The sequence below is a fragment of the Microcoleus sp. B3-D2 genome (assembly GCF_036705345.1).
GTDB lineage: Bacteria > Cyanobacteriota > Cyanobacteriia > Cyanobacteriales > Microcoleaceae > Microcoleus.
The window spans coordinates 1-17360 of record NZ_JAUBUG010000047.1 but is presented as its reverse complement, the minus strand read 5'-3'; the positions used below and the strand labels follow the sequence as shown (position 1 = coordinate 17360).

The following is a 17360-nucleotide window of genomic DNA, read 5'->3' as shown; positions in this document are numbered from 1 at the left end:
TTTGCTAAACCTACGGTTTGGGTGTGATTAAAGTTTTGTTACAGTTCTCAACTATAAAATCCCTTGACTCTCGCCTGACTCTTTGAACCGTACTTGAACTTGACTGCAAACAAAAAGCCCCAGTCCCATATCGGGAATCTAAAAGAATCAGTAAGTAAGATCACAATGTGCTTGTGATCTTAGTTGCGATGTTAGTAGATAACTATACTTAGCAAATCTGCTACCATCATAACTACTCCTTTTAAAAAAAGGTAATTTTATGTTAGATTTAAGTAAGTTTGCGGAAGGGCTAGAACTTGAAAGGAGTTTATTAGAGAGTGGGATTTTAGAAGTGGATTCAATGACGGGAAAAGAGTTTGAGAGTTTTCTAGTTCTCCCTTTTGAAAAGTTGGGGTATATTGCTATTTTAACTCAAGATAGCCAAGATTATGGGGCAGATTTAATTTTATACAAGGATGACTCAAAAACCGTGGTTCAAGCAAAAAGAAGCAAAAATCCAGTTGGGATTAAAGCAGTTCAAGAAGTAGCCGGAGCAGTCAGACATTACAAAGGCCATAAAGGCATAGTAATCACCAACAACAGATTTACAGAAAATGCTTGCAAACTTGCTAAATCTAACGAGGTAGAGTTATGGGATCGAAAAAAACTCATCGAATTCATCTTAACAGCTAAGAATTGTAAATAACTTATATACTAAAGTAAGTTATATATAAAAGATGCACTGCTTTCCCGGTATATTTAATCTGACTGATCAATCATGCTACAAATTTCTAACACTGTGTTCATAGACGATCGCGAAATCGAGATTAGTGCGATTCGCTCTCAAGGCGCGGGGGGACAAAATGTAAATAAGGTGGCGAGTGCGATTCACTTGCGCTTTGATATCCCAGCTTCCTCATTGCCCGATCGCTACAAGGAGCGTTTGTTGCAAATCAACGACCAGCGCATCACCTCCGAAGGTGTGATTGTCATCAAGGCGCAGGAACACCGCAGCCAGGAACAAAACCGGGAGGAGGCTTTGAGACGGCTGCAAGAACTGATTAAAAGTGCGATCGTCATACCGAAAAGGCGCAAACCCAGCAAAGCAACTCGTAGTTCCCAGCGCAAGCGTCTCGACAGCAAAACCAAGCGAGGCCAGATTAAAGCTCTGAGAGGGAAAATTACGGATTGAGGGATGAAAGGTCGATCGGGCTTTTTGACTTTTTAGTTGTCAGTCAGGATTTGGTGGGCCTAAGTCGTTCGGTAAATCGTTAAGCGTTTTTCCCAAAGCTTTGCAAAGAGCTTTCATTTGAGCAATGGTGAGTTCGGGTTCGTCTAGTCCTCGTTCCCATTTGCTAATGGCTTGCTGAGTTAGGGTTTTTGTGCGGGTTTTGTCGGGAATTTGTTTTGCTAAAGCTGCTTGCGATAAACCAACAGCCTCCCGCAAGATTTGCAGTGCTGGTATATCTTTCGACTCTTGAGTTTGTTTCTTTCTGGGCATATCATAGCAAATTCACAACCAAAGTTGTTGACAAATCAAGAAAATACAACTAAGGTTGTTAAGTATAGAGACAACACAAAGGCGGCTCCTTTAGCCGGACGGTGGAAACGCTTTGGTTTAGCGAGCTGCCTTATTTGTAGTTTCTACCCATTATGCCTGCATAGCCTTAGTATTTTCCGGGCTTGGGTGCATGACTTAAGCCCTTTTCCCTAGACATTTCCGAACCCCTGCGGGTTAGTTATCGTTCGATGAGGGCGATCGACTTGGTAAGTCATCGGGAATTTTAGTTACATCTAATCCTAAAAGCTCAAACATAGTTTTTAGAGAAACCTGGTACAGGTTAGCCAGTGCAGCTACGTTTTCAACAGTTGGCATGGACTTTCCTGATTCCCAGTCAGCTTGCATCCGCTCAGAAACGCCGATATGTTGTTTGACTTGAGGGCGGGTTAGGCCAGCTTGTTCTCTGAGAAGCCTTAATGGAGACTTGTCCTTTTCTTGCAAATTTTCTTCCACAGTGCATGAAGTTTGTTTCATGAAGCGAACCTCTTGACATGGTTGTTTAGATGAAGTAGACTTCATGTATAGCGACCAAACAAAGGCCCCCTGGCGAGCCTACTTTCGTCAAAATGCAGGTTTGAAAGACCGCCTTATTTTTAGTGTCTATCAATTGTGCCTGCATACCCAAGCGTATTTTCGGGGCAAGGGCGCATACCTCAAGCCTCTTTTCCTCAACGCCGAGGAGGTGATGCCATGTAAAAGGTCGATCGACCTCACAGGACAACACAACTCAAAATTGTATCAAAGATCCAGACCAAAACTTCTCCTTTGCGATCGCACAACTTCCGTGCTATCGTGCCCTTTCTCGAACCATTCCAGATCATGTCCACATCAATTGACAACTTCTACCTAGGCGATGTCGCCTCCAACTTTCACTTTGCAGGCCCGCTGCTAGACTTTGAAGAAGAAATCCAGAATCAATCTCCCTTTCACGATTTAGATTACCTGACAGGCGAAATTAAAAGGGGATTCCTAGACTACGTGCGTCAAGGAATCATGCTGGACGCGATCCGAAAACTGCGATTGTACAAAGACAAGTTCAAAACTTTTAAAACTTACTGCGAACAAGCATTAGGCAGGCAGTATTTTTACTGCACGCAAATTATCAAAGCTGCTGGCATTTGCCTGCGCTTAATTAAAGCTGGATTTGAGATTTTGCCTAGCTGCGTCGCTCAAGTTGTTCCTTTGTTCAAACACGCAATTACCGACCAATATGGGGATTGTCGTTTACAGGAAAAGTGGCAAGAAGTTGTCGATGTCATCCCCAAAGAAAGGATTACCGCAGTAACTATTGCCGAAACAGTTGACAACAATCCCAACCTCCGGCTCAAACAAATTCGCATTAAAACCGACACCTACGCCCTTTTAACCAAAAAAGCAGCCGCAGCCGGACTGTCAATTTCGGAATTTTTGGCAAGGTTGGTTGGCGAATACAATCCCAGCAATTTAGAGCAGCCAGCGGAACATACCCCGGAACAAGAGGAGATTTTAGACCAATTAGACGCGGAGTTTAAGAAGCCGGCCACGGAACAGACTTCAACTTCTGCCCCAGGAAAAGTTAAGTCTAAAGGTTTTGGAGTCAAAGTTGAGCCTAAAGGTGGTAAAAAGGAAGTTAAGGCGAAAACTTCGGAAAGGGAAGTTAAGGCGAAAACTTCGGAAGGTGAAGTTAAGTTCAAAAATCGGCAAAGTGAAATCAAAGCCGAGAAACAGTCGAATTCATTTAATGAGAAAAATCATGAAGTCATCTGCCCAAAATCCAATCATGCGTCAACTGAAATTAATGGAGGTTCAACTGAACGAAATTCAGTGCCACCTTATTAAAGCCACTGTGTTGAATTGGTGGCAAATAGTTTTGCCTGATGGACAGAAAATTGCGATCGAGCACGCGGGCGGCGGACACTGGATTTTTCGGGCTAACGGGCTTGAGAAATCTCATCCAGAAGTGCGAATAGCGGTGTTAAGGGCGATCGCCGAAGGCTGTCGCCGATAAGTTACGGCTAAGGACACGGCGCCGTGCCGTGTCCTGAGATGGACTGGCGGACTGGTGGGCTGGGGGCGATCGACATTAGTTGCGATTGCGATCGGAATTTCCCAACTCTGGAGGAAAGTTTAAAGTTCCGGGGTTGTGGGTAGACGGGTGGTGTCAATGGTTTTTATGACGTTTCCAACAATGTTACATTGGCAAAAGTCTGCCTGATGTTTGAATAATTTTCACTAACTTTCTAGAAAGTAAAAAATTAAGGTAATAACGCTGCAAGTTTGTCTCTTAACTCCTGCCCTCCATCAATGATGGAAAGCATTAAGTGTAAATCTTCAGGATATTCAGCAACCTGAACGCCATTCTTAGGAATGCTCTTTTTGCTCGATAACCGATAGCGGGGGCAACTTTTTAGAACATCACTGACTTTCGCGGTAATGGATGGGTTGCTGTAGCACTTTCTATCTAAACGTAGCAAGATTTCCAGTGTATCTAAAGTACGTTCGCCCGATAATGCGGTGTCCCAGGTAGTTGGAAATAGTAGCTTGCCGTAATCAAGTAAATCGCAGAATGCCTCCACACAGTCTCTCTGAGCAATGCTGAGATTAAGCAGTTTAGCAGAGTGAAAGAAGTCGTTTCGCAAATCACGACGCGCTTTCATACTATTATGTAAGCTGCCCAAAAAAGGTAACTCTGCTTTACGTTTGGCATCAAAGACAGCATGCACATCTTTCAATACATCATGGTAGTTTTTGAAATTGTCTTTACCTGCCCCTTTAGTAAGACGTTCTAAATCTGTTTGGATTGGTGTTGTACCAGCCTTTAAAGCAGCGTCTACAGCTTTTTGTGCTTTCTCAAATTTCTTTGCCTCCTTATCTCTCATATCTGACCATTTAGGATTATCAGCAACAAGAAAAAGTTTGGAAGCCAGTTCAGTGTAGTTATCACAGAGAATAAAAGCTGTTTTCCAAAACTGCCCTCCTGTTTTGCTGCTGTAGAATATTTCTATTCCCGCACAGATTTCACGCATCAGGTAAGTCAGTTGGCTCATGGCTACGTCTCCTCACCCAAAAGCTTATGTTCAAAGCGAGTCTTAGCAGCTTCCCACTCTATTTCTGCTTCCTGCCGCAGCCTTTGTGCATCTGCACGTCTCTTTTCGATTTCAGTAACAAGCGATCGCTGAACCTCTAAAGGTGGAATGGGGACAAGAATCCTCTCAATGGCATCTGTACGGATTCCAGGAATTGCTGAACCAGTAATGCCTCGTTTAATTTGTCTTTGTCCAGCAGACGAGTTGAGAAACCATGAAAGATACTCAGGATCGGTCTCTATTCCATGTTGTATACGTACCATGTGATTACTAATACAACAGTCTTCATCTCCAGAACGATGAACAGCAGCAATGCCCAACAGAACACCATCAATCGTCAGCACAATATCACCATCAAGCAAAATAGCTTTAGGTTCATGCTCAAAAGCATCTCGCTTTAATCGCTTTGCATCTGAAAGATTTAGATAGCCTTTTTCGATGTTCTGGGCACGTAAGAAAATTGGATCTTTGGGCTCTTCTGAATAGAATTCAGCTTTTGGAGTGATTCTACCTTCTACGATCTCTCGAACAACCCTTCGATCTCCTATCGCTAAAACCTTGGAAGGGCAATCAGATAAAGCAGTTTCTAATACTTGATGCTCTGGAAGGCTATAAAAAGGATCTAACCGTCTTCCTACATTTCTACGTTTCACTCCAAAGCATTGGGCATTGACAAAGCCAGGTTTGATAGAAAGTTTGATGCCAAGCTGTTCCAGCAAATAAGTATCAGTGCTGGCGAATAATTCATCTGCTTGGGCTAGTTTTTGTTTTTGGGTTTGTCGAGCGGCTTCGATTTCGGCAACGAGCGATCGCTGTACTTCAACAGAAGAAGGGAGAGGAATTAGTAAATCCTGAAGTTCCTCTGCATTGACATTAGACATACCAATAATCTGACGGCTCACTCTGTTGATCTGAATTCGTCCTGCTTTGGCATTAAGGAAGGTAGATACGAATTCAGGAAGCGCTTTAGTTTGGTCTAGAACAATGCGAATTAGATATGATGCAAAGACCCAATCTCCTGATTCACGAAAAACCTCACACTTCCCAACAAGTTCTTTTGAATTTGTTCTATTAAATAAAATATTTCCTGGCTTGACTCGATATAGTTCTGCTTGTTCCTCGGATAACTCGATGTATTTGAGATCCGTAAAATCCCAACCGTCATTCTGTAAATTATTCATGCGAATCATAGGTAGACCAATAGGCTCCTCAGTAGCAGGTAATGAGATGCCATATTGAGCTTTATGAATTACTCGTCTCAATGGTGTCAGTACATAATTTGGATTGGCATATCGTTTAGCTACCAAAATTGAAGAGGCTGCATAATTTACATCTGCTCTTTCCCTGATGCTGCCCCGCTTGACTGCAAAACATTGAGGAATGCCTTCAGCGACGGGGCTTAGACGAAAAAAGGTTGAGGATTTCGCTTAAAGCTGCGGTACTGTGCCAAAATTCCAGAATCGGGGATAACTTCATCGGGTTCCGAAACCCAGTCATCACCTTCTTTGTGATATGGCACTCGCCGATCAAACAAATCACAGCGTTGAATCTCCGTTTTTTCGTCACCCTCCACCAAAGTTTCAACCACCTTCATCGTTTTGCGACCAGTCGCGTCATAGCCGATGTTCTCTGCTACTGCCATGAATATCGCTTCCTCATCGCTGACTTTCTCTCCTTTATTCCGCTTTCGCAAAAACACCAGACTGGCTTTTACCCCCGCCCCAAAGTGAGAAAATGCCGTTTGTGGCAAACTCACCACTGCCAGTAATTGAAAACTATCTAACAGCCAATCGCGCACACCTTGAAGTGATGAGTTAGTGAGAATACCATCGGGTAACACGATGGCCGCTCTCCCGCCTGGTTTGAGAAACCGATACACCCGCTCACAAAACAGAATTTCAGTCTTTACAGATGTTTTGGCTTTGACCGGTTTCTTATCGGCCTTGAAATCCGATTTAGTCGATTTTTTCACCGTATAGGAAATATTTGCCAGTTCATAACTCGACAGGTAAGGCTTTTCCTCTTGCTTCACCATTGAGCCAAAAGGCGGATTGGTCAGCACCAGCGTAAAGCGGTTCTCAGCAAAGCCTTTGTTATGGGCAGTCAGCTTTTCGATGGGTTCCAGCGCATCCCAACCAATCACATTCGTATGTCCGTCATCGTGCAAGATCATATTCATCTTGGCGACACGGGTAATCTCTTCGTTAATCTCTATTCCAAATAAGCGCTTCTCGGCAAAATCGTGCCAATGATTGAAATGCTCCTTGCTGTCGAGGTCGTGATATTCGCTTGCCTCCCGCCGTACTGCATCCAACGCATACAGCAAAAATCCGCCAGACCCACACGCCGGATCAAGCACAATATCCTCATGAGTCGGTTCCATCATCGCAACCGCAAACTCAATAATTTCGCGGGGCGTGAAATATTGCCCAAAATCACCCTTGAAAAACCCATCCATGAACTGCTCAAACGCCAGCCCTTTGGTATCCAGATCAGTTTTGTTCAGGTTGATGCTTTCTAAGTGCAGTACGATCGTCCGAATAATGCTGTCATCGACCTTAATGTTTTCCGTAAAAACATCTGGATCTTTTTCCTTCTGCTTGTCGTAGAGCGATCGAATCCGCTCAGCTAAACGACGGCTCTCTTCATGGCTTTTGATCTGAAAGTCGTAGGGTTCCCCTTTCTTGCGAGGGGCTTGCTCATCACTAATCTTGACAAAGATCAGCTTACACAGCTCACCAAACGCAGCCGGAGGCGACAACCGACCGCCACCCCACAAGGTTTGATGACACTTGCGAATTGCTAGAATCAAGGCTTCTTTATTGACAGGCTGAATATCCAGCTTGCTACCCTTTTTAAACTTATATTCTTCTGGCTTACCGTATTTGATGGGCAAGTCCGCAACAATGTTTTTGTCTCGTTCCAGTGCCCCATACCGATCAGTGCAATCCAACACGCGACGAGTTGACCCTGCCACTACCATCACATAATCGGCTCGAAACTTTGCCCAGGTGCCATTGCCATACGCCTGCTCAACTGCCTGATTAAACTCTGCGTCTGTAATTCCATCCCGTTTACACTCAACCACCGCATAGGGACGCTTGCGCTCATCATCCTGAAATACCACCAAGTCGGCACGATCAGAAGGAGTGCGATCGGGTACAACGATCTCAATCCCAATTCGTATCGGCTCATACTGGTAGCGATAAATTAGTTCTGCCCAAAACTCAGCCCGAACTTGCTCTTCTGGATCGGAGTAACGCTCGGTGTGGTCAACAGCTTTGTAAATGATCTTTTGCTGCTTACCTTCACCTACAATTTCAGCGTGTCCGTCTTTTATGGCATTTTCTAGATAAGTCACATTAATTCCTTTAACAATAAACTATTCATAGGATTTTTAGAAGTCTTTTGGCGATCGCACCTACCACCTCAATCGACTTACCAAACGCTGGTCTATCCGATCGCACCAAACCAAAATCACAGGCTAACCAGACATTAAGGATGCGATCGCCCTTGACCTATCAAATTCTACCAGATCGAGCGATCGCCCTTTAAAATCCCACCATACCATAAACCGCTTCGACGAAATTTTCGGAGATGTCTAATACTCTGCCTTACTCTATTGGATGAAGCAATTTCTCAATTGTCTCTACTAACGTTTCAGGCTCAACAGGCTTGGGAAGATGCCTTTGAAATCCCGCTGCTAGTGCTTGCTGTTGATTGGCCTCACCTGCATACGCTGTGAGGGCGATCGCGGGAATCTCTCCCCCCTCCTGTGTGGATAGTTGCCTGACTTGACGAATCAACATATAGCCATCAATTTGTGGCATTCCAATATCAGCAATCAAAACATCTGGCTTAGATTCATTGAGCTTTTGTAGCGCATCTTTTGCTGAAGATACAGAGATCACTGTGGCTCCCGCTTGCTCCAAAATACATTGAACTAACTCTAAATTGTCTACTTCGTCATCGACGGCCAGGATACATAATCTAGCCAAGGGTAAAGTGTGAGCTGTGAGTGATAGATTATCGTTGCGATCGCTGTTTGCATCATTGCTTCTGGCTAATAAGGGAAGTGTGACAGTAAATGTTGCTCCCTGTCCTTCTCCAAAACTTTCGGCTTTGACAGTTCCACCGTGTAGCTCAACGACGTGACGCACGATCGCTAATCCCAGCCCTAACCCACCAAATGTTCTCGTAATACTGCTATCGGCTTGTCGAAATGTGTCAAATACATAGGGAATAAATTCTGGCTTAATCCCTTTCCCTGTATCCCTGACTTGAATTTGAGCATAGGAATCAATCCTTTTTAGCTCAACTTCAACTCGGCCTCCAGTTGGAGTAAACTTAATGGCATTGGTCAGCAAATTCCAGACAACCTGTTGCAATCGGGTAGCATCTCCTAACACATCGCCGACATTGGGTTCTAGCTGAGTTTGAATTTGAATGTTTTTCGCTTCGGCGGCTAAATTAACTGTTTCGATCGCAGCTTTAAGAGTTGTTTTCAAATTAATAGGAGTAGAGTTCAAACTCAACTTGCCTTGCAGAATGCGAGAAATATCCAGCAAATCCTCAATCAGTTGAACTTGCAACTGGGTATTGCGTTCAATCGTTTCGAGAGCTACCGCCGTCTTGCCAGAATCCAGGGTTCCCCTTCGCAGCAGTCGAGTCCAACCCAGAATCGGATTCAACGGAGTCCGCAATTCGTGCGACAAGACAGCTAAGAACTCATCTTTAATTCGGTTAGCTGCTTCTGCTTGTGTCCGTGCTTGCGATTCTGACTCGTAGAGCCGTGCTCGGTCGATCGACTGCGCCGACTGCTGTGCCAGTGCCAAAACAAAAGCGCGATCGCTCTCACAAAGCTGGGGAAGAGTTGAAAAACTGAGCGATAGTCCACCAACGGCTTGTCCTTCAATCAAAAATGGCACTGAAATCCAGGCTTCTAAACCCGCCTTGGCATACGCTTCGGCTAAATGAGGATAACGGGCAATTCGGTTTTCGATGGTTTCTTCCCAAACAGGTTGCCCAGTTCGCACAGCTTCTGCGAGAGGATAGGGTGCATGAATCGAAAAACTGCGGTGAAATTTTCCTACGTGCTCATACCCGATCGCTTGAATAATCTCCAGTTCGCTTCCATCCTGGTTTAATACGGCAACCAAACCAGAACTCGCTCCCAGTGCCGACATTCCCTGTTCAATAATCACATGAGCCACTTGAGCCGCGGTTAGCGATTCAGACAAAGCCGTCATCACCGCCAGCAGTCGAGCCGTTCGGTTAGCCGCGAGTTCGGCAGCTAATTGCGCTTGTTGGGTTTCATTATAGAGACGAGCGTTATCAATGGCGATCGCTGCTCGCTGAGCCAAATCTTCAGCCAGGCCAATGTCTTCCAGGCGATAGCGGCGATCGGATTCAGTAAACACAAAGGTAATGCTACCCAACACGCGCCCGCGTGCCTGTAGCGGTGAAATGATGCAGGACTTTAACCCAACTCCACGTAAGATTTCCAGGTATTCAGCATTCGGCACTGTGGCAACTAACTGTTCATCTGTAATCTCAATCAGAATTTCAACCTGTCCTGTTTGCATGACTTTAGCAATGCCATACCCATCATCGAGATGTCGGGGAAAGCGTTGAGCCAACTCCCAGCCCAACTGGATTTTTTCGGGATCTGAATGAGCCACCGCAACACGACCGATCGTGCGATCTTCATTCAGCAGATCGACACTACACCAATCTGCAAAATAAGGAACTGCCAGCTTTGCAACGCTTTGGAGAGTTTGTTCATACTCTAGCGAAGAGGAAAGGATAGCACTCACTTGGGCTAAAAATGCTGATTTTTCCTGAGAAACCTCTGCTAAAGCACGGGCTGCCTGTTCTTTAACAAGCTGTACTCGTTCGTCTTCGGTTTGCTTGCGTTCAGTAATGTCGCTGAAAGCAGCAATGATATTGATAATTTTTTCTTCTGCGTCAAACAAAGGGGAAGCATTGATCGAGAGAATCGTGCGGGTGCCATCGGCATGGTTAATGCCATGTTCAATACCATAAACAGGTAAGCCTGTTTGCATAACCCTCGCAAACGGCAGTTCATCTTCTGGGAAAGGATGACCCTCCACGGTTGTAATGAACCAGGATGGATCTTTATAGCCTCGCTCCACAATGTCGCTGCTAGTTAATCTTAAAATCCTCTCTGCTGCCCTATTTGCGGCAATAATCTGTCCGGTAGAATCTAAAATAGTGATGCCATCAGGAATAGTTTGGAAGATGCTGGATAATTGCGCTTCACCCTCACGCAGAGCAGTTTCTGCCTGCTTGCGTTGTGTAATGTCGTGCATCACGACAACAGCACCTTGTTTTTCGCCGTTGGCGGCAATAATCGCCTGTCCAGTTGCTAACAGCATTCGCGGCGTTCCCTGCTGCGGAACAATCATCATTTCCACATCACGAACGTTGTGTCCTTGCAAGGCCTGGAACAGGGGAATATCCTCTGTATTCATCCGTGTTTTGCCGTCGGGCAAATACAAGTTATAATACTCAGCCCATTGCTCCGGTGGAACTGGCTGCTGAGGTAATCCATGAAAATCTTTAGCTGCTTGGTTAAATACCGTCAATATGCCATCTGCATCGCAAGCGACAATGCCAGCTTGAACGTTGTTTAGGATTGCCTTCAAAAAGTCCTGTTCTTTCTGAAGGGTGGCTTCCACCTGCTGGCACTTTGTGATTTCGGCTTTCAATTGTCGATCGGCTTGAGATGTTTCGGCGGTTTCTTGGAAGTAAAAGAGTAAGCTATCTTCACTCTTGATTGCGCGAATTCTCAACCACTTGTTGAGTGAGGGATAGTGTTCCTCAAACTCGATTGCAGTTTGCTTTACGCTCGCTCGATGACAATAATTATATAGCTCAGAGGTAGGCTCGACCGCAAATACTGTCCATATCGTTTTGCCAATTAGGTCTTGCCACTTCCTATTTAAAAGCTGCTCTGCTTTACGGTTGACATAGGTGCAGTACCACTCTAAATTAATGCAAATGAATGCCTCAGCCATATGGTCTACGATCGCCCCAAATCGAGCTTCAATCGCCTGACATTCTGTACATAGCTCTTGAGGAAAATTTACAGTAAACTCTTTTCGATGATTCAAGGAGTTTGTACGTTCTACATTCATTGCGGTTAGTTCTGCCTATTTACCTATTATGCCAGTTATTGTTAGGGAATCAAGATCCAACGTACCCGAAACTCAAGTCCTTCAGTGTCTTAGCAAATGTGCGATCGCTTTCACCAATTCCTCAGGTTCGACAGGCTTCGAGATATGTATCCCAAATCTGGCAGCATGGGCTTGCTGCCGATCGATCTGCTACATAAAACTGACGTGCTGCGGGAATTGGTAAGAGGGTTGGAGCGCAAAATACCGAAAAGTAGCGAATTGTCCTAGAAATTAGGGATTAAGTGGAATCTCTCCAGCATAGGCACTAAGAGGATTTTCTCAATTCAAGCTGAGTTGCTTCCTAAGGAATATCTGCCTTAAGGCAGGTGCTTTGGCGAGATTGTTCGCTGCTCAGGACGTTAAAATAAAATGGATATCGCCCGTATCAACCCCTTTGGTTCAATGGGTGTTGCTAAGCTGATGTGCATCTAACTCCTTAGATGCACATCAGCTTAGCAACACCTCCGGCATTGTGGGCCCACTTATCCTGCAAGGTAGATAAATATATCCCCCTAGTGGCAGACAATCAGATATAGCAAATGTTATATGTTCCTGAATTTGTCTAATTCCTCCTCGAACTCTCGTGCTTCAAGATGCGATCGCGCTTAAGCCATCAGACGTTACACACCCTGATTGATGCCTGTGCGGTCGCCATTGCTTTCGCCGCAGGCTTTCAACAGCATATTTCTAAACCTGTAGAGTCAGAAGACCTGATTCAGGCGATAACTTCGTTAAGCGCTGCTAACGCTGCCTCGGTCAGGCACCTCTGAATAACGCAACCTCATTCCCCTGGCATTTCCCATTCTCCACTCGCCCGTTGGCTCAAAATCCATGACTGAAACTTCTTCTAAACCCATTGCAATAGCCGCCCCTTTGCCTGCAAATGAGGTGGAACGATTAGAGGCACTGCGGCGATACAAGATTCTTGATACTCCACCTGAAGCGGCATTCGATCGCATTACGTCACTAGCGGCTCGTCTGTTTGATGTGCCAATCGCCCTAGTCTCTCTGGTAGACGAATCGAGAGCCTGGTTCAAGTCCGGCTACGGCTTTGAGGTACGGGAAGTGCAGCGGGATGCTACCATTTGCAGCTTGGCGCTGTTATCTGACGATGTTCTAGTCATTCCCGACACCAGGCAAGACAAGCGCCTCGCCTGTAATCCATTCGTACAAAATGAACCAGGTCTGCGGTTTTATGCGGGTGCGCCGTTGATTACCCAAGATGGCTTTAACCTCGGCACGCTTTGTTTGTTAGATACAAAACCGCGTAATGCCTTAACTGATGAGCAAAAAGCGACTTTGGCAGATTTGGCGGCAATGGTTGTGGACGAATTAGAGCTACGGCTGGCAGCGCGTAAAATTGCTCAACTGGATGCGGCTCTACTAGAGGTGACGCAGGGCGTTTCTACCGTGACGGGCGAGGCATTTTTTTCGGCTCTGGTACAACACTTCACGAAGGCACTGGGAAGCGATTATACCTATATTGGTTTGCTCGCTGGAGACGACAAAGAAGCGATTACAACAATCGCGGCTTGTGCCCAAGGTCAAATTATCGACAACTTTGAATATCTGTTGCAGGACACACCTTGTCAGACAGTCCTTCGACAACGAAAAATGTGTTGCTACCCCCGTGGTGTGCAAGCGTTATTTCCCAAAGCTCCCCTTCTAGAACCCTTGAACGTGGAAAGCTATGTGGCAATTCCGTTCTTTGACTCGGCAGGCAAACCGTTAGGGTTGCTGGGCGTGATGGACGGCAAGCCGTTGGAAAATGTTCAGCTTGCAGAATCCCTGCTGACAATTTTTGCCCTACGGGTTGCCACTGAACTAGAGCGGCAACAGACCGAGGAGATGCGAACACAAACGCTGATCAAAGAGCAGCAGTACAGCCGCCAACTGCATGGCTTGACGCAGGCAGCATTAGCGATCAACGCAACCCTTTCTGTTGAAGAAGTGCTGCAAGTCATTACCGAGCAGGCATATCAAATCATTGGCACTCACCAGTCGGTCACAAGCCTGACAATCGATCAAAACTGGGCACAGGCAATTAATGCTGTTTACTTGTCCGACAAGTATGCCCAGTGGCAAGACTATAACGACCAGCCGGATGGATCTGGAATCTATGCCTGTGTCTGTCATTTGAACCGATCCATGCGAATGACCCAGGTAGAACTGGAAGCTCACCCCAAGTGGAAAGGATTTGGCAAGGTAGCAGATAGACATCCCCCCATGCGCGGTTGGTTGGTTGCTCCTCTCGTGGGGCGAGATGGACGCAACATTGGGTTAATCCAGCTATCCGATAAGTACGAAGGTGACTTTACAGAAGAAGACGAAGCGATTCTGGTGCAACTGGCACAAATGGCATCGGTGGCAGTTGAAAACACTCGGCTGTATGAAGCCCAACAGCGTGCCCGCACACAGGCAGAGTCAGCGAATCGGATTAAGGATGAGTTTCTGGCGGTGCTGTCCCATGAGTTGCGATCGCCCCTTAATCCGATTCTGGGCTGGACAAAGCTCCTTCGCGGTCGCAAGCTGGATGAAACAGCCACAGATCGTGCGCTAGCAACGATCGAGCGCAACGCTAAATTGCAAGCGCAACTGATTGAAGACTTGCTCGATGTCTCTCGAATTCTTCAAGGAAAGTTGAGCCTCAATGTCTGTCCCGTTAATTTGCCATCCACCATTAAAGCGGCAATGGAAACAGTCCGTCTGGCAGCAGAGGCAAAGTCAATTGAAATTCAGATGCGATTTGAACCGGGTATTGGCCAAGTTTCCGGTGATTCCACCCGCTTACAACAAGTGGTGTGGAATCTGCTATCCAACGCGGTTAAGTTCACCCCAACTGGGGGACAGATAGAAATCACATTAGAGCAAATCGGGTCTGAGGCACAAATTCAGGTGAGTGACACCGGCAAGGGAATTTCTCCAGACTTTTTGCCCCATGTGTTTGAGTATTTCCGACAAGCCGATAGCACTACAACCCGTAGGTTTGGGGGATTAGGGTTAGGGCTGGCGATCGTGCGTCAGCTCGTCGAGTTGCACGGAGGAACTGTTGCAGTAGACAGTCTAGGAGAGGGACAGGGGGCGACGTTTACCGTCAGACTGCCCTTGAGAAGGGAAAGTGCCGCGCCGAACGATGAAACCGCTACGACTAACTCGTTCGCGACTGTTCCTGAGACTTTACCTCTTACAAACATCCGGGTTTTGGTTGTGGATGATGAAGCAGACTCGCGTGATTTCCTCGCTTTCGTCTTGGAACAAGCAGGTGCAGAAGTGACGGCAGCAGCATCCGCTAGCGAAGCCTTACAAGCACTGACGCAATCGAAGCCAGACATTCTACTTAGTGACATCGGGATGCCGGAGATGGACGGCTATATGCTGATGCGTCAGGTGCGCGTGTTGGAATCAGAACAAGAAAATAAGATTCCAGCGATCGCACTAACTGCCTATGCTGGAGAGATGAATCAGCAGCAGGCACTTGCTGCAGGTTTTCAACGGCACATCGCCAAACCTGTAGCCCCAGAAACACTGGTTCAAGAGATCGAGAGCATGGTTAGCTTAAACAGCAGAAGCCCCACACTGAATTTAGAGGGGGATTTATCGAGGCGTAGCCGAGTACCCCCAATAAATCAGTGTGGGATGAATGCGCGACTGACGTAGGGAAAGCGAGTCAGTCAGTAAATGTCAGGGACAGTCGATCAATCCATGCCTCTACCATCTGGGTGATGGTTTTTTCTCTTGCCTCCGCGATCGTTCTCAGTTTATTGAGTCGTTTCTCAGACAATCGGATGTGCAGGTTCTTGTTCTTCATGCTGTGTTGTCGATGCGAACACAATAATGCTAACTTGACATTCAAGGAGTGCAACCATGAGAACGGCTTACCAGTACAAACTACGTCCAACAAAACAACAGGTCATTGAGCTACACAGATGGCTATCCATGCTAGGAGCTCAGTACAATTTTCTGTTGGCTGACAGATTTAATTGGTACGAACAAAACCGTTCTCCTGTTAACGCCTGCCCTCTCGTCTGCCACCTACCTGAACTGCGAGACAATCCTGATTATTATTCGCAAAAGAAAACGTTACCTCAACTCAAGAAAACGCATCCTTGGTATGGCGAGATATATTCGCAAGTCCTGCAAGATGTAGTTAAGCGAGTTAAGATAACATTTGACCGTTTCTTGAAAGGTGACAGCAGCGGGAAACGTAGCGGAAAACCTCGTTTCAAGGCTCGCAATCGCTATCGCACCTTTACGTATCCACAGGTGAAAGAGGGATTCTTACGTGGCAACTTGATTAACTTGCCGATGTTTGGGAAAGTTAAAATTGTCTTGCATCGCCCTATCCCTGATGGGTTCAAAATCAAAACCGCATCTGTCACCAAGAAAGCTGATGGTTACTACCTTACGCTCTCCCTAGAAGACAAGACAGTTCCAGAGATTAAGCCAGACTTTAATCCTCGTTCGATAACAGGTATTGATGTAGGACTGAAGGAGTTTTTGACAACCTCTGAGGGCGAAACAGTCGCTATTCCCCAATATTACCGTAAAGAACAAAAACGCTTACGGGTAATTCAAAAGCGAGTGTCACGTCGCAAGAAAGGCAGTAGCCGGAGGCAGAAGGCAGTTAAGGAGTTAGGAAAGTGTCACAAAAAAGTAGCTGATAAGCGCAAAGATTTTCACTTCAAGACAGCTAATTGGCTGCTATCAAAATATGACGTAATCGCGCACGAGGATTTAAATATTAAAGGTCTAGCTCGTACAAGATTAGCTAAATCTGTGTTGGACGCTGGGTGGTCAAGCTTTCTGTCGATATTAACAAACAAAGCCTCAAATGCTGGTTTGTTGGTTGTCCCAGTAAGCCCCCATAATACTTCACAAGATTGCTCTAATTGCGGTGAGAAAGTACCAAAAAAGCTGCATATTCGCTGGCATGACTGTCCTCATTGCGGGTGCAGTCTTGACCGCGATCATAATGCAGCAATTGTTATTAAAAATAGAGCGGTGGGGCAACCCGCTTTTAAAGCTCAGTCAATGTCCTATGCAATAGCAGGAGTCGCTGAGAAGCCTACACCATACTGTACTCAGTTGGTGTAGGAGTTGTCACCTGTATTTAACTGGCCGATCTCAGCAAACGGGCGATCGCATTGACCAATTCCTCAGGTTCAACAGGCTTGGAGACATGGATCTGAAATCCGGCAGCTAAGGCTTGCTGCTGATTCATCTCTCCAGCATAGGCAGTTAGTGCGATCGCAGGAATCGTGCCTCCCTGTTGGGGTGACCACTTTCTAATTTGCCGAATCAGGGCATAGCCATCCATCTCTGGCATCCCTATGTCACATAAGAGCAAATCGGGGACAGATTGATTCAGGAGAGTCAACGCCTGTGCCCCCGAAGCGGCTGTCCTAACTTGTGCGCCAGATTGCATCAGGGTGAATGCTGCCAACTCCCGCATATCTGCATCGTCATCCACCACCAACACATACAGCACTTCCGGCTGTTATGAGGTACAATAAGAAGAGATTCTAAAAATACATCAATGAAAGCATATTCAGTTGA

Annotated in this window: 15 protein-coding genes; 7 read left to right on the top strand and 8 right to left on the bottom strand. The window is 46.0% G+C overall.

Annotated elements, in window-relative coordinates:
* Positions 1-259 precede the first annotated feature (259 nt).
* Both QUB14_RS18275 and arfB read left to right on the top strand, forming a co-directional pair.
* A complete protein-coding gene (locus tag QUB14_RS18275; RefSeq protein WP_333218479.1) occupies positions 260-685 on the top strand; it encodes a restriction endonuclease in 426 nt (141 codons plus the stop codon).
* A gap of 72 nt (positions 686-757) precedes the next feature.
* On the top strand, positions 758-1171 hold the full coding sequence (gene arfB / locus QUB14_RS18270) for an alternative ribosome rescue aminoacyl-tRNA hydrolase ArfB (protein ID WP_333147251.1): 414 nt from the start codon (positions 758-760) through the stop codon (positions 1169-1171).
* Between the two features lie 39 nt (positions 1172-1210).
* On the opposite strand, the gene QUB14_RS18265 is transcribed toward arfB, so the two are convergent.
* Positions 1211-1480, bottom strand: coding sequence for a helix-turn-helix transcriptional regulator (locus tag QUB14_RS18265; protein WP_333218478.1), 270 nt, complete (start codon positions 1478-1480; stop codon positions 1211-1213).
* A gap of 234 nt (positions 1481-1714) precedes the next feature.
* A complete protein-coding gene (locus QUB14_RS18260) occupies positions 1715-2014 on the bottom strand; it encodes a helix-turn-helix transcriptional regulator (protein WP_333218477.1) in 300 nt (99 codons plus the stop codon).
* A gap of 345 nt (positions 2015-2359) precedes the next feature.
* Here QUB14_RS18260 and QUB14_RS18255 point away from each other — a divergent pair, with 345 nt between their 5' ends.
* Together QUB14_RS18255 and QUB14_RS18250 are read left to right on the top strand one after the other, a co-directional pair.
* Positions 2360-3358, top strand: a complete 999-nt coding sequence (locus QUB14_RS18255; protein ID WP_333218476.1) for a hypothetical protein — start codon at positions 2360-2362, stop codon at positions 3356-3358.
* 7 nt (positions 3359-3365) lie between these two features.
* A complete protein-coding gene (locus QUB14_RS18250; RefSeq protein ID WP_333126185.1) occupies positions 3366-3527 on the top strand; it encodes a hypothetical protein in 162 nt (53 codons plus the stop codon).
* A gap of 247 nt (positions 3528-3774) precedes the next feature.
* Here the strand turns inward: QUB14_RS18250 and QUB14_RS18245 are convergent, their stop codons facing one another.
* The 4 genes from QUB14_RS18245 to QUB14_RS18230 all read right to left on the bottom strand — a co-directional run bounded on the left by QUB14_RS18245 (position 3775) and on the right by QUB14_RS18230 (position 11765).
* Positions 3775-4566: a hypothetical protein gene (locus tag QUB14_RS18245; RefSeq protein WP_333218475.1), complete on the bottom strand. Its 792-nt coding sequence runs from the start codon at positions 4564-4566 to the stop codon at positions 3775-3777.
* 2 nt (positions 4567-4568) lie between these two features.
* Complete coding sequence (locus tag QUB14_RS18240) at positions 4569-5912, bottom strand: restriction endonuclease subunit S (RefSeq protein WP_333218474.1); 1344 nt, start codon at positions 5910-5912, stop codon at positions 4569-4571.
* Positions 5913-6004: 92 nt separating this feature from the next.
* On the bottom strand, positions 6005-7966 hold the full coding sequence (locus QUB14_RS18235; RefSeq protein WP_333218473.1) for an N-6 DNA methylase: 1962 nt from the start codon (positions 7964-7966) through the stop codon (positions 6005-6007).
* Between the two features lie 253 nt (positions 7967-8219).
* Entirely contained in the window at positions 8220-11765 is a 3546-nt protein-coding gene (locus tag QUB14_RS18230; RefSeq protein ID WP_333218472.1) for a PAS domain S-box protein, read from the bottom strand.
* Between the two features lie 144 nt (positions 11766-11909).
* On the opposite strand from QUB14_RS18230, the gene QUB14_RS18225 reads away from it, so the two are divergent.
* Together QUB14_RS18225 and QUB14_RS18220 are read left to right on the top strand one after the other, a co-directional pair.
* Positions 11910-12032: a hypothetical protein gene (locus QUB14_RS18225; RefSeq protein ID WP_333218471.1), complete on the top strand. Its 123-nt coding sequence runs from the start codon at positions 11910-11912 to the stop codon at positions 12030-12032.
* A 603-nt stretch (positions 12033-12635) separates the two neighbouring features.
* On the top strand, positions 12636-15461 hold the full coding sequence (locus QUB14_RS18220) for a GAF domain-containing protein (RefSeq protein WP_333218470.1): 2826 nt from the start codon (positions 12636-12638) through the stop codon (positions 15459-15461).
* Positions 15462-15471: 10 nt separating this feature from the next.
* On the opposite strand, the gene QUB14_RS18215 is transcribed toward QUB14_RS18220, so the two are convergent.
* Positions 15472-15612, bottom strand: coding sequence for a hypothetical protein (locus QUB14_RS18215; protein WP_190661121.1), 141 nt, complete (start codon positions 15610-15612; stop codon positions 15472-15474).
* 56 nt (positions 15613-15668) lie between these two features.
* On the opposite strand from QUB14_RS18215, the gene QUB14_RS18210 reads away from it, so the two are divergent.
* Positions 15669-16898: a transposase gene (locus QUB14_RS18210; RefSeq protein WP_333218469.1), complete on the top strand. Its 1230-nt coding sequence runs from the start codon at positions 15669-15671 to the stop codon at positions 16896-16898.
* Between the two features lie 16 nt (positions 16899-16914).
* Here the strand turns inward: QUB14_RS18210 and QUB14_RS18205 are convergent, their stop codons facing one another.
* Positions 16915-17292, bottom strand: a complete 378-nt coding sequence (locus tag QUB14_RS18205) for a response regulator (protein ID WP_333218468.1) — start codon at positions 17290-17292, stop codon at positions 16915-16917.
* Between the last annotated feature and the right edge of the window lie 68 nt (positions 17293-17360).